Origin of the sequence: Sphingopyxis fribergensis, assembly GCF_000803645.1 — a bacterium.
Taxonomy (GTDB): Bacteria; Pseudomonadota; Alphaproteobacteria; order Sphingomonadales; family Sphingomonadaceae; genus Sphingopyxis; species Sphingopyxis fribergensis.
Map to the genome: position 1 here is coordinate 3,582,689 of NZ_CP009122.1, position 20,156 is coordinate 3,602,844.

General features: G+C 60.8%; 21 protein-coding genes and 1 tRNA gene. 5 read left to right on the top strand and 17 right to left on the bottom strand.

Annotated elements, in window-relative coordinates; translation table 11 throughout:
- Window positions 1-3: 3 nt before the first annotated feature.
- The 3 genes from SKP52_RS16640 to SKP52_RS16650 are packed head-to-tail and all read right to left on the bottom strand — an operon-like array spanning window position 4 to window position 2,919.
- Window positions 4-666 (bottom strand): MOSC domain-containing protein, encoded by a 663-nt coding sequence (locus SKP52_RS16640; RefSeq protein ID WP_039576565.1) that lies wholly within the window; start codon window positions 664-666, stop codon window positions 4-6.
- A gap of 40 nt (window positions 667-706) precedes the next feature.
- Window positions 707-1,870 carry an MFS transporter gene (locus tag SKP52_RS16645; RefSeq protein ID WP_039576567.1) on the bottom strand — a complete coding sequence of 388 codons (1,164 nt, stop codon included), beginning with the start codon at window positions 1,868-1,870 and terminating at the stop codon, window positions 707-709.
- Between the two features lie 14 nt (window positions 1,871-1,884).
- Window positions 1,885-2,919 (bottom strand): aldo/keto reductase, encoded by a 1,035-nt coding sequence (locus tag SKP52_RS16650; RefSeq protein WP_039576574.1) that lies wholly within the window; start codon window positions 2,917-2,919, stop codon window positions 1,885-1,887.
- An 86-nt stretch (window positions 2,920-3,005) separates the two neighbouring features.
- Between SKP52_RS16650 and SKP52_RS16655 the strand changes: the two genes are divergently transcribed.
- Complete coding sequence (locus tag SKP52_RS16655) at window positions 3,006-3,920, top strand: LysR substrate-binding domain-containing protein (RefSeq protein WP_039576575.1); 915 nt, start codon at window positions 3,006-3,008, stop codon at window positions 3,918-3,920.
- 248 nt (window positions 3,921-4,168) lie between these two features.
- Here the strand turns inward: SKP52_RS16655 and SKP52_RS16660 are convergent, their stop codons facing one another.
- The 3 genes from SKP52_RS16660 to SKP52_RS16670 all read right to left on the bottom strand — a co-directional run bounded on the left by SKP52_RS16660 (window position 4,169) and on the right by SKP52_RS16670 (window position 5,668).
- The gene (locus tag SKP52_RS16660) at window positions 4,169-4,588 is read right to left on the bottom strand and encodes a hypothetical protein (RefSeq protein ID WP_039576577.1); all 420 of its coding nucleotides are present in this window, start codon (window positions 4,586-4,588) and stop codon (window positions 4,169-4,171) included.
- 323 nt (window positions 4,589-4,911) lie between these two features.
- Window positions 4,912-5,394, bottom strand: coding sequence for a bacterioferritin (gene bfr, locus SKP52_RS16665; RefSeq protein WP_039576579.1), 483 nt, complete (start codon window positions 5,392-5,394; stop codon window positions 4,912-4,914).
- Window positions 5,395-5,494: 100 nt separating this feature from the next.
- Window positions 5,495-5,668: a (2Fe-2S)-binding protein gene (locus tag SKP52_RS16670; protein WP_037513974.1), complete on the bottom strand. Its 174-nt coding sequence runs from the start codon at window positions 5,666-5,668 to the stop codon at window positions 5,495-5,497.
- A 194-nt stretch (window positions 5,669-5,862) separates the two neighbouring features.
- On the opposite strand from SKP52_RS16670, the gene purS reads away from it, so the two are divergent.
- Together purS and purQ are read left to right on the top strand one after the other, a co-directional pair.
- Window positions 5,863-6,093, top strand: coding sequence for a phosphoribosylformylglycinamidine synthase subunit PurS (purS, locus tag SKP52_RS16675; protein WP_037513977.1), 231 nt, complete (start codon window positions 5,863-5,865; stop codon window positions 6,091-6,093).
- A gap of 14 nt (window positions 6,094-6,107) precedes the next feature.
- The gene (gene purQ / locus SKP52_RS16680) at window positions 6,108-6,773 is read left to right on the top strand and encodes a phosphoribosylformylglycinamidine synthase subunit PurQ (protein ID WP_039576593.1); all 666 of its coding nucleotides are present in this window, start codon (window positions 6,108-6,110) and stop codon (window positions 6,771-6,773) included.
- Here the strand turns inward: purQ and SKP52_RS16685 are convergent.
- Both SKP52_RS16685 and SKP52_RS16690 read right to left on the bottom strand, forming a co-directional pair.
- Complete coding sequence (locus SKP52_RS16685; protein WP_039576594.1) at window positions 6,735-7,130, bottom strand: hypothetical protein; 396 nt, start codon at window positions 7,128-7,130, stop codon at window positions 6,735-6,737. The two genes, purQ and SKP52_RS16685, sit on opposite strands and share 39 nt — an antisense overlap.
- 4 nt (window positions 7,131-7,134) lie before the next feature.
- A complete protein-coding gene (locus SKP52_RS16690; protein ID WP_039576596.1) occupies window positions 7,135-7,884 on the bottom strand; it encodes a queuosine precursor transporter in 750 nt (249 codons plus the stop codon).
- Between the two features lie 72 nt (window positions 7,885-7,956).
- Between SKP52_RS16690 and SKP52_RS16695 the strand changes: the two genes are divergently transcribed.
- Window positions 7,957-8,033 (top strand) — tRNA-Arg (locus SKP52_RS16695).
- On the opposite strand, the gene SKP52_RS24730 is transcribed toward SKP52_RS16695, so the two are convergent.
- From SKP52_RS24730 to SKP52_RS16720, 4 genes are all read right to left on the bottom strand, one after another.
- Window positions 7,992-9,647, bottom strand: a complete 1,656-nt coding sequence (locus SKP52_RS24730; protein ID WP_052208995.1) for a recombinase family protein — start codon at window positions 9,645-9,647, stop codon at window positions 7,992-7,994. The genes SKP52_RS16695 and SKP52_RS24730 overlap by 42 nt on opposite strands.
- A 21-nt stretch (window positions 9,648-9,668) precedes the next feature.
- On the bottom strand, window positions 9,669-9,893 hold the full coding sequence (locus tag SKP52_RS16710) for a hypothetical protein (RefSeq protein ID WP_039576603.1): 225 nt from the start codon (window positions 9,891-9,893) through the stop codon (window positions 9,669-9,671).
- A gap of 183 nt (window positions 9,894-10,076) precedes the next feature.
- Window positions 10,077-10,382 carry a sigma factor-like helix-turn-helix DNA-binding protein gene (locus SKP52_RS16715; RefSeq protein ID WP_052208446.1) on the bottom strand — a complete coding sequence of 102 codons (306 nt, stop codon included), beginning with the start codon at window positions 10,380-10,382 and terminating at the stop codon, window positions 10,077-10,079.
- On the bottom strand, window positions 10,375-10,923 hold the full coding sequence (locus SKP52_RS16720) for a hypothetical protein (protein WP_148309170.1): 549 nt from the start codon (window positions 10,921-10,923) through the stop codon (window positions 10,375-10,377). Before SKP52_RS16720 ends, SKP52_RS16715 begins: the two co-directional genes overlap by 8 nt.
- Before the next feature lie 98 nt (window positions 10,924-11,021).
- Here SKP52_RS16720 and SKP52_RS16725 point away from each other — a divergent pair, with 98 nt between their 5' ends.
- The gene (locus SKP52_RS16725) at window positions 11,022-11,252 is read left to right on the top strand and encodes a hypothetical protein (protein WP_039576604.1); all 231 of its coding nucleotides are present in this window, start codon (window positions 11,022-11,024) and stop codon (window positions 11,250-11,252) included.
- Between the two features lie 465 nt (window positions 11,253-11,717).
- On the opposite strand, the gene SKP52_RS16730 is transcribed toward SKP52_RS16725, so the two are convergent.
- The 5 genes from SKP52_RS16730 to SKP52_RS16750 all read right to left on the bottom strand — a co-directional run bounded on the left by SKP52_RS16730 (window position 11,718) and on the right by SKP52_RS16750 (window position 20,146).
- Complete coding sequence (locus tag SKP52_RS16730) at window positions 11,718-12,602, bottom strand: hypothetical protein (RefSeq protein ID WP_039576605.1); 885 nt, start codon at window positions 12,600-12,602, stop codon at window positions 11,718-11,720.
- A 34-nt stretch (window positions 12,603-12,636) separates the two neighbouring features.
- Window positions 12,637-13,905, bottom strand: coding sequence for a hypothetical protein (locus SKP52_RS26765; RefSeq protein WP_039576607.1), 1,269 nt, complete (start codon window positions 13,903-13,905; stop codon window positions 12,637-12,639).
- 457 nt (window positions 13,906-14,362) lie between these two features.
- Complete coding sequence (locus SKP52_RS16740) at window positions 14,363-16,441, bottom strand: AIPR family protein (RefSeq protein ID WP_039576609.1); 2,079 nt, start codon at window positions 16,439-16,441, stop codon at window positions 14,363-14,365.
- Window positions 16,438-17,436: a PD-(D/E)XK motif protein gene (locus tag SKP52_RS16745; RefSeq protein ID WP_039576612.1), complete on the bottom strand. Its 999-nt coding sequence runs from the start codon at window positions 17,434-17,436 to the stop codon at window positions 16,438-16,440. The genes SKP52_RS16740 and SKP52_RS16745 overlap by 4 nt, the downstream gene beginning before the upstream one ends.
- Window positions 17,426-20,146 (bottom strand): Z1 domain-containing protein, encoded by a 2,721-nt coding sequence (locus SKP52_RS16750; RefSeq protein ID WP_228383677.1) that lies wholly within the window; start codon window positions 20,144-20,146, stop codon window positions 17,426-17,428. Before SKP52_RS16750 ends, SKP52_RS16745 begins: the two co-directional genes overlap by 11 nt.
- Window positions 20,147-20,156: the final 10 nt, after the last annotated feature.

The window sequence follows — 20,156 nt, forward strand, 5'->3', positions numbered from 1 at the left end:
CGCCTAATCCGCGCCGAACTGTTCGGCGAGTTTGGCGCGGCGGACCTTCCAGCTTTCGGCGAGCACGGGAACATCGCGGAGCGCGCGAAGCTCGGCGGGACGATCCTTCGCTTCGCCGCCGATCAGGAGCCCGAACAGCGACGCGAGCGGCCATTCGGGATAGGGCCGTTCGACGAGGTCGAGCGTGTCGCCCGCCCGCACCTCGCCCGGTTCGAGCACGCGATAATACCAGCCCGTCCGCCGCGATTTGACCACGCCCGCCATCACCCCCTTCGCCCCGAAGCGATGGTTGAGCTTCCAGCATGGCTGGCGCGCCTGCGTCACTTCGACGAGCGCGGTGCCGAGGCGGAAGCGGTCGCCGAGAAAGATATTCTGCTCGTCGAGGCCGGATGTGGAGATATTCTCGCCGAACGCGCCGGGCGCATCGAGCAACGGGGCATCGCCGAGATATTCGCGCCACCAGTCATAATGATCGGCGGGGTAATGGTGGATCGCCTTGTCGACGCCGCCATGCACCGTCCGGTCGGCCTGCTCGTCGCCCGCCAGGCCCATCGGACCGACGGCGACCGGATGCGCCACCGGCAGCTTGCCGATGGCGCTCGGTTCGTCGTCACCGCGGAAGGGACGGACCTTGCCAAGGAGGACAGCGAGGATGTCGGTTTTCATGCCGTCGATTGCATAGGCCCCGCCGCCGAAATGGCAATCGTCAGGCCCCGGCGAGCGACGAAGATTTTTGCGCGCGCGATGCGAGCACGATGCCGAGACCGGCAAGCGCCATCACCGCGCCCGCCATCGATACCGCGGGAAAACCGAGGCCGAGACCGATCACCCCGCCGCCGACCGCGGCGCCGATCGCATTGCCGAGGTTGAACGCGCCGATATTGACCGCCGAGGCGAGGTTGGGCGCATCCGACGCCGCCTCCATCACGCGCATCTGGAGCGGCGGGACGATGGCGAAGGTCGCGATGCCCCACAGGAAAATCGTGACCGCCGCCGCGATGGGCGAGTACATGGTCCCGGCGAACAGCAGCAGCAGCGCGGCGAGCGCCGCGAGTGAGACGATCAGCGTGCGGTCGATCGAGCGGTCGGCGAAGACCCCGCCGAGCCAGTTGCCGGCGGTGAGACCAAGCCCGTAGATCACCAGCATCGCGGTCACGAACAATGTCCCTGCCCCCGTCGCTTCGGTCAGGATCGGCGCGATATAGGTGAAGACGGTGAACATCGCCGACGAACCGATCGCGGTGAGCGCAAGCGCGATCAGCACCTCGCGGCGCTTCAGCACGCCGAGTTCGGCGAGTATGTTGCCACCCGCGTCGCGGCCGATGTCGGGAAGCGCGAAACGAAGCGCTGCCATGGTGATGAGGCCCCAGATCGCGATGATGCCGAAGGCGGTGCGCCAGCCGAATGTCTCGCCGACCCATGGCGCGAGCGGGACGCCGATGACATTGGCGAGCGTCAGCCCCATGAACATCGCCGCGACCGCGCTCGCACGCCTTTCGGGCGCGACAAGGCTCGCCGCGACGACCGAACCGACGCCGAAGAACGCGCCGTGGTTGAGCGAGGTAATGACGCGCGCGGCCATCAAAGTCGCATAGTCGTCCGCGATGGCGGAAAGGAAATTGCCGAGCGTGAAGATCGCCATCAGGCCGATCAGCAAGGTCCGGCGGTTCATCCGCGCGGTGGTGAGCGTCATCAGCGGCGCGCCGAGCATCACGCCGAGCGCATAGGCTGAAACGAGCAGCCCCGCGGCGGGGATCGACACGCCCAGCCCTTCGGCCATGTCGGGCAGCAAGCCCATCGGCGCGAATTCGGTGATGCCGATGCCGAAAGCCCCCGTCGCGAGCGCGAGGAGAGGAAAGTTGATTTTCATGTCGGGTCTTCCGATCAGACGAGCGGCGGGTTCAGACGAGCGAACCCCGCCTGCTGCCGGTACGGCGTGTGCGGATAGGGCGGCAGGACGTCGCTCGCGGCATCGAGCGCGGCCACTTGCTCGGCGGTCAGGGCCCAGCCGATCGCGCCGAGATTCTGCCGTAGCTGCTCCTCGTTGCGCGCGCCGATGATTACCGACGACACGGTGGGGCGCCGGAGCAGCCAGTTGATCGCGACCTGCGGCACCGTCTTGCCGGTTCCGGCCGCGACGGCTTCGAGTGCGTCGATCACGCGGTAGAGCAATTCGTCGGCAACGGGCGGCGCGAACTGTTCGGTTTCATGGAGGCGGCTGCCCGCCGGGGCCGGACGGTCGCGCCCGATCTTGCCGGTGAGGCGGCCCCAGCCGAGCGGGCTCCACACCAGCGCTCCGACGCCCTGATCGGCGGCGAGCGGCATCAGGTCCGCTTCATAGGCGCGGCCGATCAGCGAATAATAGACCTGATGCGCGACGAGACGCGGCGTACCGAGGCGATCGGCGGCGGCTTGCGCCTTCATCAGCTGCCAGCCCGGATAGTTGGAGACGCCGGCGTAGCGCAGCTTGCCCGCAGCGACGAGCGCCCCGAGCGTATCCATCAATTCGTCGACCGGGGTCGAGGCGTCGAAGGCGTGGAGCTGCAGCAGGTCGATATGGTCGGTGCCAAGGCGGCGAAGCGCATCCTCGACCGCGCGGATCAGGCGCGAGCGCGAGGCGCCCCAATCCTGCGGCCCGTCGCCCATCGGCAGGCCGGTCTTGGTCGAGATGAGCACGGCGCCACGGCGCCCCTTGATCGCCTCGCCGAGGATCGCCTCTGATGCGCCGTTCGAATAGACGTCGGCGGTGTCGAACAGCGTGACCCCGGCGTCGAGGCTGATGTCGATCAGGCGGCGCGCCTCGGCGGCGTCGGTTGTGCCCCAGGCGCTGAACAGCGGCCCCTGGCCGCCGAAGGTGCCGGTCCCGAAACTCAAGGCCGGAACGCGCATCCCCGACGAACCCAGTTGACGATATTCCATATTCCACCCTTTCGCTTGCGTTGAACGCATAGATGGACTCGCCGCAATAGGCGGAGTAGCGCCGGTAAAGGCGAAGGATTTTTGAAATGAACGCAAAGATGGAAAATGGCGGCGACCGCGCGCGATCGATGGAGGTTTTCGCCGCGACGATCGCGGAGGGCAGTTTTTCCGCTGCGGGCCGCTGTCTCGGGCTCACCCCATCGGCGGTCAGCCGCACGATCGACCGGATCGAGGCGCGGCTGGGTGTGCGGCTGCTGCTCCGCTCGACGCGCGCGCTGACGTTGACCGCAGAGGGCGAGGCCTATCTGCGCGCCGCGCGGCGCATCCTTGCGGACCTCGGCGACGCCGAACAGGCGATCGCCGACCAGGGCGCGCCGCGCGGGCGGCTGCGCGTCAGCGCGGCGCAGGCGCATGGGCGGCTGACCATCGTGCCCTTGCTGGGCGAGTTCGTGCGCCTTTATCCGCATATCCTTGTCGACATCAGCCTTGCCGACCGGCTGGTCGACCTGGCCGCGGGACAGGCCGATGTCGCGATCCGGTTCGGTCCGCTCGCCGACAGCCTGCTCACCGCGCGCAAGCTGGGCGAGAGCCGCCGCGTGATCGTCGCTTCGCCCGCCTATCTGGCGGCGAATGGCACGCCGCGCGTGCCCGAGGATCTGCACAGCCACAACTGCCTGAACTTCAATTTCCGCCGCGCCGAGCCGACCTGGCCGTTCCGCGACGGGGGACGCGAATATGCGCTGCCGGTCGAGGGCAATATCGAGGCGAACAATGGCGAGACGCTGGGGCAGCTTGCCGCCGCGGGGGTCGGCATCGCGCGCGTCGGCGCGTTCAGCATCGCCGACGAAATCGCGAGCGGCGCACTCATGCCGATTCTGGAGGACTATAATCCGGGCGATGTCGAGGCGATCCACGCGGTATTCGCGGGCGGCGCGAACACCCCGGCGCGGGTGCGGGTGTTCGTCGATTTCCTTGGCGAGCGTTTGGGACGGGGTGCGTGAGGCGGGGAGCGTGAGGCGGGGAGCTGCGGCACGCTTTCTCCCGTTAGCATTGGAAACGGCAGCTTTCGACCAGAAGCGGCCGTTGAAGGATTTGCTCTCTCCCCTTCAGGGGAGAGATAAGAAGGCTTGCCGGTTTTACCGGCTAGCCGCAGTTGAGAGGGGCTCGAACTACTTCCGCCCCCTCTCCCAACCCTCTCCCCTGAAGGGGAGAGGGCTACGTCCGCTCACCACCCCAAAACGGTCGTAGCCTAAACCCGCCTCGGCGCCCTTGCTCGAATGAAATTCTCGAGCGCGACGAACAGCATCTCGCGCGCGTCGCTGCCGAGCATTTCGGCAGTCAGCCAGTCGAAATGGACGCGGTCGCGGCGCGAGGCCGCGCCGACGATCGCGGCGAGCAGCGCCTCGTCGAAGCTTACGCGCGGGCAGCAGGGCGGGGCGACGGCAAAGGGTTCGGGCCACATATGGCCTATCGCCTCCACGACCAGCCGGTAACGCCGCGCCGCGAGGATGTTGCCCCAGCGGCGTTCGAGTTCGGGCATCGGGTCGCGTTCGCCGCGCCGGCAGAGGATGCAATAGCGCAGCGCAAGCACCGCCTGCGCCGCCTCGACCGAGAGATCGCGCACCAGCGGCTGGTCGGTGAGTTGGTGGATCAGCTCGCTGCTTTGCATGATTATTATCTCTCCCGGTCCGTGCAGTCCGCCGCTTCCTCATTTTCGAAAAAGATGCCGGCCGCTTTAAAGCGCAGCTTTAAGATGCAGCGGCCGGCAGGAGGGGACTGCCTTGCTGTGCTATTGAGAATTAGTCGCAAATACAAGCAAAAAAAGAGGCGCCCGAAAGCGCCCCTGAAAACCTTGGTTTTTGCTCGGTTTCGTCATTCCCGCGAAAGCGGGAACCCAGTCTTCATTCCTTTGCGTGTGGACGCCGCATCTAGACTCGCCGTCAAGCTGCCTCGCTGGGTTCGTGCTTTCGCGGGAATGGCGAGAAAAAGGGGTTAATCGTCGCCCGCAGGCTTCGACTGGAGCTGGATGTAATTTTCGATTCCCATGCGCTCGATCATCTCGAACTGCTTTTCCAGCTCGTCGACATGATGTTCTTCGCTTTCGAGGATCGACCCGAACAGGTCGCGGCTGACATAGTCGCGCACGCTTTCGCTGTGCGCCATCGCGTCTTTGAGCAGCGGGATCGCTTCTTCTTCGAGCGCGAGGTCAGCTTTCAGGATTTCCTCGACCGTCTCGCCGACGCGGAGGCGTCCGAGCATCTGGAAATTGGGGAGGCCGCCGAGGAAGAGGATGCGGTCGGCCAATTGGTCGGCATGCTTCATCTCGTCGATCGACTCTTCGCGCTCGAACTTGGCGAGGCGCGCGACGCCCCAATTGTCGAGCATGCGATAGTGCAGCCAATATTGGTTTATCGCGGTCAGCTCGTTCTTGAGCGCCTCATTGAGGAAATCGATGACCTTTTCGTCGCCCTTCATGGTGTCTTCCTGTCATTTTTTCGTTGGAATGGGATGGGCACATTATACGCGCCTCAAGCCCATCAGGCCAAGGTCAAAAATGGCGGAAAACCAATAAAAATCAGGCGGTCGCGGCGACGTCGCTGATGATATTGCGAGCGAAAGGCAGGCACTGTCCGCACTTGGGTTTGCGACCCAGTTGCGCATAGGCGGCCTTGGCGCACCGCAATTGGCCGTCGCGCGCGACATCGCGCAGTTGGCTCTCTCTTATTGCGTTGCAGACACAGACGACCATGTGCGAATCCTTCTCAACAAGACCTATCTAGGGATAGTGCGAGGGATTCGCAACAGGAAAGATGCGATTGGTTCGCAGTCCGAACAGCGTTATTTTTCATCGGCGCTGCGCGTGCCCGCCCCTTGCCCCCAAAGTGATTCGCGGGCATAGGCGCGCCCATCTTCCCGCCCTTCCTCGCGCAAAGGTCCGTTCCCATGAAAGTGAATGTCTATGTGACGCTCAAGCCGGGGGTGCTCGACCCGCAGGGCAAGGCGATCCATCATGCGCTCGAGGGTCTCGGTTTCGGGGGCGTCGCCGACGTTCGCGCGGGCCGCTTCATCGAACTCGACGTTGCCGACGGCACCAGCGATGCCGATCTCGACGCCATGTGCGCCAAGCTGCTCGCCAACACGGTGATCGAAAACTACCGCATCGAACGTCCGTAAAGGGAGCCGTAGCCATGAAGACCGCAGTCATCGTCTTTCCGGGCTCCAATTGCGACCGCGACATGGCTGTCGCGCTCGAACAGGTTACCGGCCGCGCACCAGCGATGGTGTGGCACCGTGAGACCGAACTGCCCGAAGGCATCGACTTCATCGCGCTCCCCGGCGGCTTCTCCTACGGCGATTACCTCCGCTCGGGCGCGATGGCGGCGCGGTCGCCGATCCTGCGCGCGGTTTCGGACGCCGCGGGCCGCGGCGTTCCCGTGCTTGGCGTGTGCAATGGCTTCCAGGTGCTGACCGAGGCGCAGTTGCTTCCGGGCGCCTTGATGCGCAACGCCGGGCTCAACTTCGTGTGCCGCACCGTGCCGCTGAAGGTCGAGAACAGCCAGTCGCTGTTCACCGCGAGCTATGATGCGGGCGAGACGATCAACGTCCCCGTCGCGCATCACGACGGCAATTATTTCGCCGACGCCGAAACGCTCGACCGGATCGAGGGCGAGGGGCGCGTCGCGTTCCGCTATGCCGACAGCGTCAACGGGTCGGCGCGCGACATCGCGGGTGTGCTGAATGATGCGGGCAATGTGCTTGGCATGATGCCGCACCCCGAACGCGCGATCGATCGCGCGCATGGCGGCACCGACGGGCTACGCCTGTTCGAGGCGGCGCTCGGCGTCCTCGCCTGAGGCATCGGCGTCGGCGTGGGCGCTGGGCCGCGCCCGGGGCTGGAGCCACTGGCCCACGATCAGCAGCATCGTCGGCCAGAACATCGTGTTCCAGATGTCATGCCAATGCGCGGCGTCGGGCTGCACCGCCGCGCGACTGACCTCGGCCGTCACGTCGAGCCATTCGCCGCCGCACGCCATGACGAGGACCGCGAACCACGCCGCCAGCCAACCGCCGCGCCGCCGCCACAGGAGCCGGACGGTGAGGAACAGCGCCATCCCGAAATAGACGTGCAGCGCGTCCTTGCCGAGCTGGGTGTAGGCCACCAGCCAGCTTTTCTGTTCGGTAAACAGCGCGGCAAGCTCGATCAATGTCATCGGATTAAACCCTGGTGCCGAACGGATTGAAGTCGGTGCCTTCGTCGAACACATCGACCCCCTCGCGCCGTTTGAGCGCGCCGACCACGGCATAGGTGACGGGGGTCAGCGCGGCTTCCCACGCGGTCTTGATCAGCCATTGCGACAGCACGACCTCATAAAGCTGTTCGGGCGGCCAGCCGGCAAGGCCGTAAAAGGCGAGCGGGTAGAAAATCAGGCTGTCGAGACCCTGGCCGACGACCGTCGACCCGATCGTCCGCGCCCATAATTTCTTGCCGCCGGTCCACAGCTTCATGCGCGCGAGGACATAGCTATTGGCGAATTCGCCCACGCAAAAGGCGGTCATCGACGCGATGACGATGCGCCAGCTGTTGCCAAAGACGAATTCATAGCTCGCCTGCCCCGGCCATCCGTCGGCGGGCGGTAGCGCGACGACGATCCATGCCATGAACGCCATGAAGGCGAGCGCCGCGAACCCCGTCCAGATCACCCGTCGCGCGCGCGCATAGCCATAAACCTCGGTCAGCACGTCGCCGATGATATAGCTGATCGGGAAAAAGAGGACGCCGGCGCCGAACGCCCATTGGGTCCCGTTCGGCAGCGTGACGTAGCTCGGTTTCGACGCGCCGATGATGTTCGACAGCAGCAGGATGGCGACAAAGGCGGCCATCAGCAGGTCGTAATAACGGAAATGGCGCACGCTCGCCGCGTTGACCTGGACCGGCTGGTTTGTCGGGGGAGGCGATTCGGACATCGGATCGCTGCTTAACCCGCTTTGCAGCCTCCGCAAACCACGCTATTCGCGGCGCGACGCAAGAGCCTCTGCGCGCCCGTAGCTCAGCTGGATAGAGCACCCGCCTTCTAAGCGGGTGGTCGCAGGTTCGAATCCTGCCGGGCGCACCACTTCGGAACAAAGCTGGGCACGACGCCCGGCTTTGTTTCGGTGGCCCCCGCAATCAGCGCTTGCAGCAGATTGCTTTTCGAGCCGAGAATCCGAACCTCGCCAACATCGACCTCAACGCGCTGTGCAAGCGCGCGGATATGATCGCGCCGATAGCCGCCGCCTTCTACCCGCATCCGCTCGCGCGCGACGCTGGCGAACTTCGCCAGCATATCAGGTGCTATCGACTTTCGGCCCGTAGCGCCGAGTAAGGCCGTCACCCGTTCGGCGTCAGCCTTTGCCTGATCGCGTGTCGCCTTGAGCGTGGCGATGCGCTCCTTAAGGTCCGGGTCTTCCACGTCGGCAACACCGTTCTCGATTGCGTCATAGAGGCGCTTGAGCCGCAAATCGGTTTCGGTCGCCCGCTTGTTCAGCTCCGCGACGTGGGTGCGCTTACGAACCGCCTGCTCCTGCCGCCGATCTAGAATGGCCGAAAGGAGGCGTTCCAGCCGGTCGGGTTGCAGCAGCCGCGTTTCCAGATGGCTCGCAACCAGATCGTCCAGCTTTTCCATTGGAACGCTCATGCCGTCACAAGCGGTCGGCCCCTGCCGCGCCTTGGTCGAGCAGGCATAGTAACGATACAGTCCGCCCTTGCCGGTACGGATCGTCATTGCTCCGCCGCACTTGGCGCAATGAATGAGGCCGGTAAGCAGCGTGGGGCCGCTTACGACGCGGGGCGGCACCTTTTTGGGATTGCGAGCCTGCATGTGCGCCTGCACCGCTTCAAACGTCTCCTGTGCGATGATCGGGGGGACATCGACGACGACGGCCTCAGACTTCGGCTTTAGCTTCCGGTCCTTGCCCCGCCGGTTGAACTCGTGTCGCCCGGTATAGGTCGAGCGGGTGAGAATCTGGTGGACCGCACCAAGACCCCAACGTCCGCCGTCGCGGGTGCGAATGGACCTCTCGTTGAGCCAAGCGGCGATGGCTTTGACGCCCATCGACCCCGAAGTGCCGTCACCCTGCAATGCGAGGCGGAAGATGGTCCGCACGGTCTCGGCATGGAAGGGGTCAATCTCCAGCCGCTTCTTGACCTTGGCGCCGCGCTGTTCGGCGGCGACCACCCGATAGCCGATCGGCGGCAGCGAGCCGTTCCAGAAGCCTTGCCGTGCGTTCTCGCGCATGGCGCGCAGCACATGCTTGGCGGTCTCCTTGGACTGATACTCGTCGAACAGCGCCATGATCTGGCGCATCATGACGTGCATCGGATCGTCGCCCATCTCTTGCGTGATGGAGACGAGCTTCACGCCATTCTTGGCGAGCTTGCGGATATAGAACTCCAGCTCGAAATGATCGCGGAAGAAGCGCGAGAAGCTGTGGACGACCACGAGGTCGAACGGCGCCGGTTTCGATGTCCCGGCTTCGATCAGCCTCTGGAACTCGGGGCGACGATCATTCGTCGCCGAGGCGCCCGATTCAACATAGGTATCGACAACCTTGTACCCGCGCGCCGCGCACCAGCCTTCGCCCTGTCGCCGCTGGTCGGGGATTGACACATCATGCTCCGCCTGCCGAGCCGTCGAGACCCGAAGATAGAGGGCTGCGCGCGCCCCCGTTATCGTCTGCGGCGCAGTCATGGCAGTCTCCGTAAGGTCAACTCAAAAGGGCGGGGAAAACAGCTCGTCGAAGAGATCGCCGAACCAGCGCTCGAACACTTCGACTTCCGCCAATGTGACCGAATAGGGATCGGGCCAATCGTCGGTGACCCGCCAGGTCGATAAGTCATGTTTGGGAGGCCGACCGGGAAACGGCCAAGGCTCGCCGAGCAGCGCTTCAAGCTGCTCCGATGCGCTGGGCGGTCGCTCGGGGGAAAGGCGGGCCATGCTGCAACGGTCGCCCAGTTCATCGGGCGATGGAACAACAATCCGCCTTGCGACGACGGGCGTAGCACTGTGGGTAAGAAAAAGAAGCTGTAGGAAAGATCGGATGCAGGCGCCGCTGTCTTGTTCGGGCTGCGGACCCGTCTCGCAAAGCGAATCACGGTCGCAGACTTCGTTGTCGGAAGGCTACTTCGAATGCTCGCGGGCATGATCTTCTCTCGCCTTGCGAATAGCGCGCAGCGTCCTGACGATCTCCCGCTCGACAGCCTTTTCGGTGATGCCGAGCCGATGTGCGATACGGTCGTATCGAAGATCGTCGAACCGATGCATCAGGAACACTTCGCGGGTGCGCTTTGGCAGGCGGGCAATGGCCCATTCGACGCGCCTGATCTCCGGATCGACATTTTCATCGAAGCTTGGAACGACCGGCGGCGGGACGAGCAGGCTACGGATCGTGCGCGCGAAGCGGGCGGCGATGTTCTCATCAGCCATGAGCCTTCCTCCGCCGGGGGCGAGGGTGTCCGGTCACCCCCCGCACATGATCGAGCAATTCTCTGAGCAGGGGTGGAATGTCAGGAAGCAATTCAGGGGCCGGGGGCCGCGATCCGTCGAGGTCCGGATTACGCCAGACGTTATAGGGTGACAGCACCGGAGCTAGCCATTCGAGTGACGGGGAGTGATAGTTGAGGCCGGTCGCGTTGGCATAAGCCAGTGCCTTGCCGATGTGGAGGCCAATGTTCCGGGCGCACCATCGGTCATCGAAGCCGACGTCCAGCAGATGCGAGCTTAGCGCCATCTGTGCCACGATGCCGCTCTGGTAGAGAAGGTCGCTGGGAACGGCGAAGCGCAACTTTTCAATTCCGAGGAAGAAACTCTCACCGTTTCGGTAGCGAGCTGCGCTCAAAAGGCGGCCTTCGCTTGATCTTCTGAGTATGGGGAAGGCGGTCCGCTGTTCCCCAATGGAAGGCGCAACCGGCGTGGATCGCGGAATGACACCTGACTTTGATCGGGCGCTGGGGGCATCTTGGATCATGTCACCTCCGTCGCTGGCGTGATTCGACCTCAGTTCATCGCCCGCCGACAAACCAAAGCTTGTTTACGCTATCGTTTATAGCATAAACGGTAGCGTATATGCAAATAAACGATGTCATTAACGCGATTCTCTTTGAGATTGAGCGCGAGGCCGATAGCGACGACGGCATGGGACGCCCGCCGCTCGGAATGAAAGCCACGACCATCCGGCTATCGATGGATACGATCCGTCGGATTGAAGCACAGGTAGGAAACCGGCAGCTTGCGAAATTCATTCGCGAGGCGGTTGAGCGCGAGCTTCGGCGGCGAGAAGACGAGCAAAAGCTCTAAGCTGCAATGCGTTGATCAATTGCAGCTAGCCTCGCTGTCGCATCGGTCAGAAAATCGTTCCGCGCGTCTTGCTTCTCCCCAGCCCCCGCGCGCAGGAGATACAGGGTGAAGAGGGCAGGGTATTTGGAGAGGGCGGTTGCCCCGACTTCCGTCCGCCATGTTCGCGTCCGAATAGAGTACGATCCGCAGCCTCGAAACATAGCAGAAAACCGTCACTTTGCACCCCCCAAGGCAGCGGTGTAGTCGGATCGCACTCTCGAAAAGTGGCGGAAAACCGTTATGCACCCGTGCGTGAGGTGTGTGACTATAAATTGTGGGTCCGATGCGAAGCATCGTGGCCCCAAAATTGCGGATCGATCAGCTTGGAGAGCCTCGGGGCGATTGACCGCATTCATTCCGGTTGCAGGCTGCCGCTTTCGCAAATTTGTAACGGATAACCGAACGCATGCATCAGCGAGCAGGCGATTAAATCTCGCCTGCAAGTCGCCTTTGAATGTCGATCTTCGCTTTGCCCACGACCACTAAATGTGCGGGACTGCCTAGCGTGGGATAAAGTTGGAAGCGCGCCGCGATCAGCCCTTGCTCCTCTCCGCCCATTGGTTCGCCGAGGAATATTTGAAGCGTCTGGCCGTCTGTATCGTTTGTCGGCGGGTCAAAGGGATCATCGCCCACGAACTCGGCAACGTCATCGGATCGGCATAGGATTAGGTCGAGCAAATATGGTTCAAAAGCATCTAGGCCGTAGCGCGCGGCGGTAAAGGCGTGGGCTGTCTTTGCTAGTGATCTGAGGTAATGCAGACGGCTGACTTGCCCAGATTCATAGGCAACGTGGTTTGCACCGGTTTCTTCGCGAACTTTACTGCACAGGGCGTTGACGCCGTCACGATCCGCGAACGACCATGGCTTACCCTGCTCCTGCTCAGGCGTGAGAGGGCTGCGCAGACGGCGCGGCATAGGGGACTGCCAGAGGTGGACCGCGAGGGGCAATTCATCGACAGAGATTGAGCGACTGCCCAAGTCTCTCATGAACTGACCGGCGTCATCAACTTCCACGAATTGCAGATCAACGTGCGTTATCCGGTCCTTTTTTCTTGAGCGCGAGGGGGCGTCCACTTGGGTCCGGAATATCCCTAACTGCTTTTTCAGGACTTCCTGTTCATAACGCTGAATGATGTTCTGGCACGTCTCGCAGCACGATTTTTCGAGAATCATCGTGTTCGCTGCCAGCGCATATGGAATGACGTGTTCGTCGCGTAACTTAGTTTCCGCGTTTCCACAGTAGATGCACTGACCAGGGGAGGGCAGGCGGATATTCTGGCTTTTGTAGAGTTCGTGAACGTCTAGTTTCATTCAGCTTGATCCTCATCGCCCAAGCTTTGGGCCGCTACTGATCTGCTAGGCTGTTCCGGCCGTCAGCATCATTGCTCGCCTCCACCGCGGCTGAGAACATTCGCCAGCTACCCCGCTGTTTAGGAATATGCCTCTCGATTACTAAGTGTTCGACATCCGCACCATCGTCCCAAGAGTATGGGCCGCTTCGACTAGCCGCATCGACCAGCCCTCTAGACCTCGCAATAATTTCGGCTTCGGCTTTTGGCGCCATTTTCGGCGCGGGAGGTTTGGGCGTTCTCCACCCCGGCATTCGTACGTCCCAAAGATCAGCAACAAGGCCGTTGTGGTCAATCGGCGGTTTGCTGGCCAAGGTGAAGAGTCCTTTGGCCTTTTCCTCGTCTGGGAGCGTCGAAAAATATGAATTCAGGGCGGCGAGGTCTGCCTTTAAATCTTGGCCCCAAACAAAGCGCTGTCTCGCATCCATAAAGAGGGGCGCTGCCGTTCTGTGCAATTTGTCGCCCGACACGAAGAAGTCGGCGAACGGTAGATAATACAGATAGCTGATATCGATCTTGTTGCTCGGCCTTTGATCAGAGATCAGGCCGTTGGATAAGCAGAGCTCGAAAAAAAGATCGACCTCCAAGCAATGGGCAGCGAGCGGGGCATACTCTCGCAATGGTAAGGAGCCCGCTGCCTTCCAATTCCGCACAACCGCATTGAGCGTTCGAGGCGGCATGCCCAATAGGTTATGGGCCATGCGGAGTATTCGGTAATTCTGACCGCCTGCATCAACGGCGCGTCGGGCGAGATCGCGGGCGGCCTCATGCGTTTTCGGTCGATCTTCGCTTCTGAGTATCGACTTCCACGCTTTGGTTATCGATGGCAGGTCAATGTTAGCAAGCTCATCGCGCCACTGTCGGGCAAATACACGCTCTACTTCTAAGAAGCGGCCCTGCTGCCAGCGGTCAAAGGCATCTTGTTCGGGAGATTTTCGAAATACCAAGCCAGCCTTCCCTTCAACTTTTACCGGGATGCCGCCAGCCACGGCGGGCCTGTGGTCGAACTCCTCGCGCCTTCCCAGCAAGTCTTCTAAGACCACATCTTGATGGTAAGTGTTTATGTAGCTGTGCGCGACCGGCGTGCGCTCTGCCAGACCTCCGACTACCTGTTCGGCAGATCTGCCGCGAGCGGTCTCCTTCGTCAGATCTGCCATCGTTTCCACAAAGAATAGTGGCGTGACTACGCAGCTGAACATTTGATCAAGGATAACAGCTTCATCGACCGTCAGGCTTTGCAGAAACGATTTATCAAATATGATCATCGGACCCACAGGCTGAACCTTCTCATTCGCACTTTCAGACTGCACTATATCTGCGGGAACCCAAGCAACGGCGCAACGGGGTCCGGTTTTAGCAATCAGCAGCCAGTTAGGAGGGGGAACCAGAGATGGCGAGAACTTCGAAAATCAGGGAGCCAAATAAGAGGGCAAGATAAAAGCGGTGCCAGCACTTGGTTGTTAAGATGATGATTTATTGAAGGATTTCCGTATGGCTCCGTCTCCCAGAGCCATACCGACCCTCAGAGAAGCCCGAATTATCAGTATTAAATGGTATGGCACTACCCATAATTGACGGATTGCACCGCTTGAATTCGAACGATCCGCATGGCCGGTCCACCACTGGGCGAGGTCGGTGAAGCCGGTTCGTTGTAGAACGGCAGCACTTCCGCAAAAAATCTGTTCAGTTTCACTAGGGAAATTGATGCCCCGATAGGACGTGTCAGACCGACAAATCGGCACCGATTACGCAACCTTCCGATCTAAGTTTGCGAAGGGATTCGATGACCTTGATGCATTGCTTCTCTGAGGGAATTTTCATCGGCACAGATGCCGCGACGCGCAGAATTCCAAGCTCGGTTGGTGAAAGAAGTTTACGTGATTGGCCCCAGCCGCTCAACTGCTCCCAAAGCTGTCCTCCGGCGGAAACCACTATCGATTGAGCCTCGATGCCGTTCAGTAGTTTCTGATCCTTGATACCGTCCCGTTTGCCTGCCTTGATATGATCTTTGCCAATGAGCTCGTTCAGCCACGCCGCAGGCCATTCCACGTCGACTGCTTTCACCCTCGCCCAGCACGCTTGCTGCTTCGCCCACTCGGTGACATTGCTGATCCCTGCAGGCGGTGAAACAAGCACATCATGAACAGCTTCGGCAACGAGCGCGATGGCTTCGCCCATGTTCTCCGAAACGCCTTGTGCGCGCCATATCGAATCGAAATCGACGAACTCCTCGCGCTTTTCGCAGTCATAGCCCATCTTGGCGATGGCGTAGGCGACGACGTTTGCGCGGTAACCGCCTTGGTACCAGGATTGCTCGGTGACGATTTCTTCCGTCGCCCTGAAAACCAGCGCCTTCGCAACCGCATGACGGAAAAATGCTTCGTTGTAGCTGTCCGGTTGCGCTGCCCATTCACGCCGGTTCCAGTCTGCAAACTGAGCAAAATTCTTCTGCGCTCCCTTGCTGACAATGTCCGGATGTCCGCGCCAGACATTCAGATATTTGGCGAGATCAGTTTTCGATATGAGCTGGGATTTTGGATACTCCAGATCGAACTTTTTCCGTTGGGCTATGGATAGTAGCCCGCGAGCGTCCTGATATTGACCCCTTGCGCGCTCGTAGAACCATTTGGATTCGCGGAAGGTGCCATCGGGTGACGGAGCGAAGATTCTTCGCGAAAACTCTTCCAGCCGAACATGGAAGGGATGATTAGCGAAGAAATCGGCTGCATTCACCCGGTTCTGGCTGTTGGCGAACTCCGAAATCTTTGGAACGATGTCGATCGCCTTTTCTGGCGGCACGATCGACAGCTTCATTTGCACAAAGACTTTCGACAGATCGGCATTTCGTCGCATTGCGGCATGGATGGAAGCTGTCGTTTGCCCGCCGTTGACAATCTGAAGATTTTTGAGCCCGGTAAGCAGCAAGCCGTCGCCAGTCTCTCGGGACATTATGCCCTCGGCGGTAGCGGTGATGCCATTATTGTACGCGAAAAACATGTCCGGATCATTGTCGATGGTGTTCCGGATGCCTTTGTTCACACCGCCCCGGGCCTGAAGAAATACGCGGACGTTCTGTTCAAGCAGACGTGAACCCCACCGGTCGTAGATGGAGGCCAATTGCGCACCCGGGACGACGGCAAGATACGCCTTATAATCCGCGTCTCCCATATGTGCTTGAAGCAACGGTATCGCGCCGCCGTATTCAGCTTCGAGGTCGATTGAGATCTCTTCGCGCGCGAACCCTGCTGCGGCAAACCTGTGAAGGCGCTCGATGTCCCAGACAGAGTAGGAGAGATGCCGCCCATCAATCTCGCCCGCTTCCCGTCCATCTACCTTTGCACTCAGCTGGCGATTACTAACGAGGAAAAGCCGGATTTTGGAAATGACGGGCCAACGGACCGCAATAAGATCGGCAAGGCCGAATGCCGCGCTAGTTTCCTCCAGACTGTTCCTGAACCGGGCATCAAGCGACTTGTTGAGAAAATTCTCCAGCCGTTTGAAGATCGTGTTCATATCGGTCTGGGTCAGGCGCGCCTGATCGGGAGATTGATTGAAATCTAGGATTATAAGGCTCAGGACACCCCCGGCTTGCGCCGGATCACCGGCGTAGCCGTCAACACGGATGCCGCCTGCCGGGGGGCAATACGGGGCGCGGTCTGCCGTATCAAACTCACCAGCTTCCGCTAGGTATTCGCAGAATAGCTCGAAGAACGCGTCTTCGGCATAGAGTCCGTCCACGTCGGCAGATGCCATCACTTCCTGGAAGAAGTCCTGATGGAATTCCTCAATGCTGATCGTCATTGCCTCACACTCTCCATCCTGCCGCGAACGATTTCGTCGTCCACCCTGAACGGCTCGCAATCGACGAGCGATAGATCGTAGCGGACACGCTCGACACCGGAAGCGAAGGCCGCTGGCGTGATGCAGGGAAAATTCTCGCCGACATGCAGGAAGCGGTGCGGGCCGGACATCCAGCGGAACGATGAATAATCGTCGTCCCATGAGAAGCCAGCCGCAACCAGCTGGCCTTCAAATCGCTCGGTCACGGATGGTGCATCTGCTGCAATCCGCTCCGCAATGCGGCGTGCGACGTCGGTTATCGTGAAAGCCGCGCTTGCGTCCTCGGGTGCGGTGTCCAGTTCAACAACATAAAGGAACAGCGCATCGCAGCCGCCAGCGTCAAGCTGGAATTCCGACGATATGGCGACATAGGGCCGCGCGGCACCACGCCTTGCCTTGGCTTCGATTGAGACCCTGCCGCACTCGAAATCCTTGGGCGAGCCGGTCGGGCCAACCCAGGCGGCAGTCGCATCCGCCGGGCCGAAAACGGGAATCAGATGCCGTTCCAGCACGAACAGTTCCCCGATGAGCCCCTTCTGCTCTTCTGCAGAAAGGCGGCGATCACTCCCACCCCGCAGAAGATGATGCCAGCGCCAAGTCCGGGCGAGAAAAGTTTCGCCCGCTTCGATCTCGGATTTCGCGACGGAAGTCGCCTGAACGATGTCGAGGCAAAGCCGGTAGAAGATATCACGATGCTGGTTGTCGGTCAGCTTGAGCGACACCGTCGTGCTGCCGCCGGTGTCCGGTTCCGACTGGGCGACTTCAATCCCTTTCAGTTTCGGCAATTTGCCTTTTGGCGCCGATGCGGTGAGGCATCGCAGGATGAGGAGGCACTTCCTGTCCACGCTCCTTGCCCAGAAGAAGTTCCACGGGTGCTTGCCGTCAACGCGCTTGGCATTGATGATGTCTGCGGAAGCCGGTGGCTCAAGACCGGTCCAGGGATCGTCAGCGCTCATCGTCGCCCCCCATTTCTTCCTCTTCCAGGTCATCCGAGAAGTTCTCGCGGACCCAAGTCGTGTTCACGACATACGCGACCTTCTTTTCCTCCAGCTCGGTGCCGGGGAAACTGACGCTCCAAGCGACAACCGGGGCACTTTGGCTAAGGTCATCTTGCTCTTTGCCAATCGCAAGCATGTGGACGATCAGAAGCGGCCGCTCGCGTTTCGACCTGTAGATGCGATCGGGATAGTTCCAGCTTCCGTCCTTGGCTGGCCTGGCATCGCCCCGCGCTACATATTCATTCTGCGCGTCTTCGATCTGCTTTTCCGTCAGACCGGTCTTTTCTACGCCCCTCGATGCGACACGCTGCTTGTTGGTTATCCGCAGCGTGGTCGGATCATTACGGCTTCTGTCACCTTCGCTGCGGCGTGGGCAATTGATGTTCACGCCCAACGACTCGTCGGAAAGCCCGTTGTCCTCGCGCTTCTGAAGGCTGGTGAACAGCACATCCCATTTGGCCAGCTCGGTAGCTGCGCGGTCATCGATATGCTGACAGACCGGGCCTGTATCCGTAAGGAGCGAACCGGGGTGATTAACGAATGATGCAATGAAATCCCGCACCGGGCCGGCGGGAACCTCCGATAGCAGGTAGCCGCCCGTCACCTGTTCGGCATCTGTCAGAGGCTTTCTGGCGCTTGCGAGCGCCTTAGCCAGTGCAATTGCCGCGTTGCGGTTTGCACGCAGACTTTCGGCATCGCGTTTCAGGATCGCGGTTTCCGCGAATTTGTTGGCAAGGCCGATGGAGACGACCAGCTTTTCGCCGGACCCCATCTTGTTGCGCGCAGTCACGATCAGCGTATCCGGATGGCTGCGGACTTTCAGGCCGAATTGTTCGGGCGTTGCCCCCACGGCTTCCATGTTGCGCAGCTCGTCGCGCAGTTCCTCGATGGATTCCGCAATATGGGCATACCAGCCCTCAGCCTCTTCCGGCATCCACACGCGGCACAGGTCGTCATAGCCGGGCCGATAGCCGAACCATCGCCCCATCTGCATCAACGTGTCGTACATCATCGAATTGCGCAGGAAGTAGGAAACGGTCAGCCCCTCCAGCGTCAATCCGCGCGACAGGGAGAACCCGCCCACCGCGATGACATTCAGGCCGTGTTCTTCGTGATCATGATACGCCAGATTGCCCGACGAGCGGCTGTTGACCTCGACCACGGAAACCGGAGCGACGCTTTCAAGCAGCAATGGCTGGATGTCGCTCCAGCCGAATTCGCTATCCGGTTCATACTCTTCCAGCCAGACTGCGTGTAGAGCCGCGATCTCCCCATCCTGCAACGCCTTCTCTTGCGCAAGGCCACCGTTCACGCGGACACTGGCGCGGATGCGGTCGACGAGAGCATGGACTTCGTTGCGCAACTGCCGCTGCACATCCGTGAAGCGCGAAGCGTTGACCAGCATCGAGCTATGCTTGTTCCGCTGCCCCCGGGCGAGCCGTATCGCTCTGGAAATCAGGAAGGTGCGCACCGCCTTTTCCAAGCTGACGGGCAAGGCGGTGACGGTCGTGTCTTTGGGATGCTTCAGCGGCAACAGATCGCCATTGTCGGTGATCGGGCGGATGATCGCCTTGCTATCTTCCAGGAAGACCCGGTTCGCGCCGAAATAGTTAGTCGGCGGATCAAGGCTGACGATGAAATCGCGCGGAAACAGATCATCGCCCTGCATCTGCGTTTCGCTATCGGGATCGATGAAGATGTTGGCAAAGGGCGTGGCAGTATAACCGACATAGCAGCTATGATCGAACAGCTTGAGCAGCGTCCGCAATTGCCCGTTGATGCGGGAGACTTCGTCTGGACCCTTGCGGATGTTGATCGAAGCATTGTCGGCCTCGTCATCGATCAGCAGCATTGGGGCATCGATCACCGATGTACCGGCGCGCTGGTTATGCTCCTGCAACCACGAAATCAGATTCTTCAGGGTCGAGCTGTTTTTCTTGATAACGAAAACCGCCGGTTCGCGCAGATTGTCGAGCGGCACGCCGACGCCCGATGCCAGTGTCTTGCTGAAATCCTTGATCGAATTGGTGAAGGTCACCGGTCTGCGCGATTTGTCGAACCGGCCCACGCCGATGAAGCGCTGCGCCGGGTCGTCGCGGTTGGAGAGGAGCCGGGCACTGTCGCGCCCCACAAAACCTTCGTCGATGCGCATCTGCGTCTGGTTGCGCAGATTGTTGTGAATGCCCGCGATGACGATTATCAGCCTGTAACCGGCGTCCGCCGCCTTGCAGATCACACCCGTATAATTGGCCGTCTTGCCTGACTGGACGTGCCCGACAACCATGCCACGACGATCCCAGCTTTCGGGCTTCATCGGGTTTTCGAGCAGATTCAGAATCCGATCAGTGACGTCATCAAGGGTAACCAACACATCGCCGGAGAAACCTTTCTCTGCCATCAACTGGCGATAACGGTTCCAGTAATAGGGCTCGATTCCCGCTCGGGCCGCATCGAGCCACGGAACGTAATCCTTGGCCGTCAGCATCGACCCGATTTTCATCGAAACGCCGTGGCTGTTTTCCAAGGACCGAGCCAGTTCCTCGACTTGATCATCAGTGACATCCGAACACAGAGGTATCTGCCGGATTTGCCCTATAAGGTCCCGGATGCGATCCGGTGATGGCATTGGCTCCTTCGCCAGTTGCGCCCCAACCATCGTTTCGAGCATTCTTACGCCA

Bases quoted from the DNA above. Each gene is read 5' to 3' on its own strand.
- SKP52_RS16750 (WP_228383677.1), bottom strand. From the start codon at position 20,146: ATGCTCGAAACGATGGTTGGGGCGCAACTGGCGAAGGAGCCAATGCCA.
- SKP52_RS16715 (WP_052208446.1), bottom strand. From the start codon at position 10,382: ATGGCTGATGAGAACATCGCCGCCCGCTTCGCGCGCACGATCCGTAGC.
- purS (WP_037513977.1), top strand. From the start codon at position 5,863: ATGAAAGTGAATGTCTATGTGACGCTCAAGCCGGGGGTGCTCGACCCG.
- SKP52_RS16655 (WP_039576575.1), top strand. From the start codon at position 3,006: ATGAACGCAAAGATGGAAAATGGCGGCGACCGCGCGCGATCGATGGAG.
- SKP52_RS16745 (WP_039576612.1), bottom strand. From the start codon at position 17,436: ATGAGCGCTGACGATCCCTGGACCGGTCTTGAGCCACCGGCTTCCGCA.
- SKP52_RS16660 (WP_039576577.1), bottom strand. From the start codon at position 4,588: ATGCAAAGCAGCGAGCTGATCCACCAACTCACCGACCAGCCGCTGGTG.
- purQ (WP_039576593.1), top strand. From the start codon at position 6,108: ATGAAGACCGCAGTCATCGTCTTTCCGGGCTCCAATTGCGACCGCGAC.
- SKP52_RS16740 (WP_039576609.1), bottom strand. From the start codon at position 16,441: ATGACGATCAGCATTGAGGAATTCCATCAGGACTTCTTCCAGGAAGTG.
- SKP52_RS16730 (WP_039576605.1), bottom strand. From the start codon at position 12,602: ATGAAACTAGACGTTCACGAACTCTACAAAAGCCAGAATATCCGCCTG.
- SKP52_RS16670 (WP_037513974.1), bottom strand. From the start codon at position 5,668: ATGGTCGTCTGTGTCTGCAACGCAATAAGAGAGAGCCAACTGCGCGAT.
- SKP52_RS16725 (WP_039576604.1), top strand. From the start codon at position 11,022: ATGCAAATAAACGATGTCATTAACGCGATTCTCTTTGAGATTGAGCGC.
- SKP52_RS26765 (WP_039576607.1), bottom strand. From the start codon at position 13,905: ATGATCATATTTGATAAATCGTTTCTGCAAAGCCTGACGGTCGATGAA.
- SKP52_RS16685 (WP_039576594.1), bottom strand. From the start codon at position 7,130: ATGACATTGATCGAGCTTGCCGCGCTGTTTACCGAACAGAAAAGCTGG.
- SKP52_RS24730 (WP_052208995.1), bottom strand. From the start codon at position 9,647: ATGACTGCGCCGCAGACGATAACGGGGGCGCGCGCAGCCCTCTATCTT.
- SKP52_RS16645 (WP_039576567.1), bottom strand. From the start codon at position 1,870: ATGAAAATCAACTTTCCTCTCCTCGCGCTCGCGACGGGGGCTTTCGGC.
- SKP52_RS16690 (WP_039576596.1), bottom strand. From the start codon at position 7,884: ATGTCCGAATCGCCTCCCCCGACAAACCAGCCGGTCCAGGTCAACGCG.
- SKP52_RS16640 (WP_039576565.1), bottom strand. From the start codon at position 666: ATGAAAACCGACATCCTCGCTGTCCTCCTTGGCAAGGTCCGTCCCTTC.
- SKP52_RS16710 (WP_039576603.1), bottom strand. From the start codon at position 9,893: ATGGCCCGCCTTTCCCCCGAGCGACCGCCCAGCGCATCGGAGCAGCTT.
- SKP52_RS16650 (WP_039576574.1), bottom strand. From the start codon at position 2,919: ATGGAATATCGTCAACTGGGTTCGTCGGGGATGCGCGTTCCGGCCTTG.
- bfr (WP_039576579.1), bottom strand. From the start codon at position 5,394: ATGAAGGGCGACGAAAAGGTCATCGATTTCCTCAATGAGGCGCTCAAG.
- SKP52_RS16720 (WP_148309170.1), bottom strand. From the start codon at position 10,923: ATGATCCAAGATGCCCCCAGCGCCCGATCAAAGTCAGGTGTCATTCCG.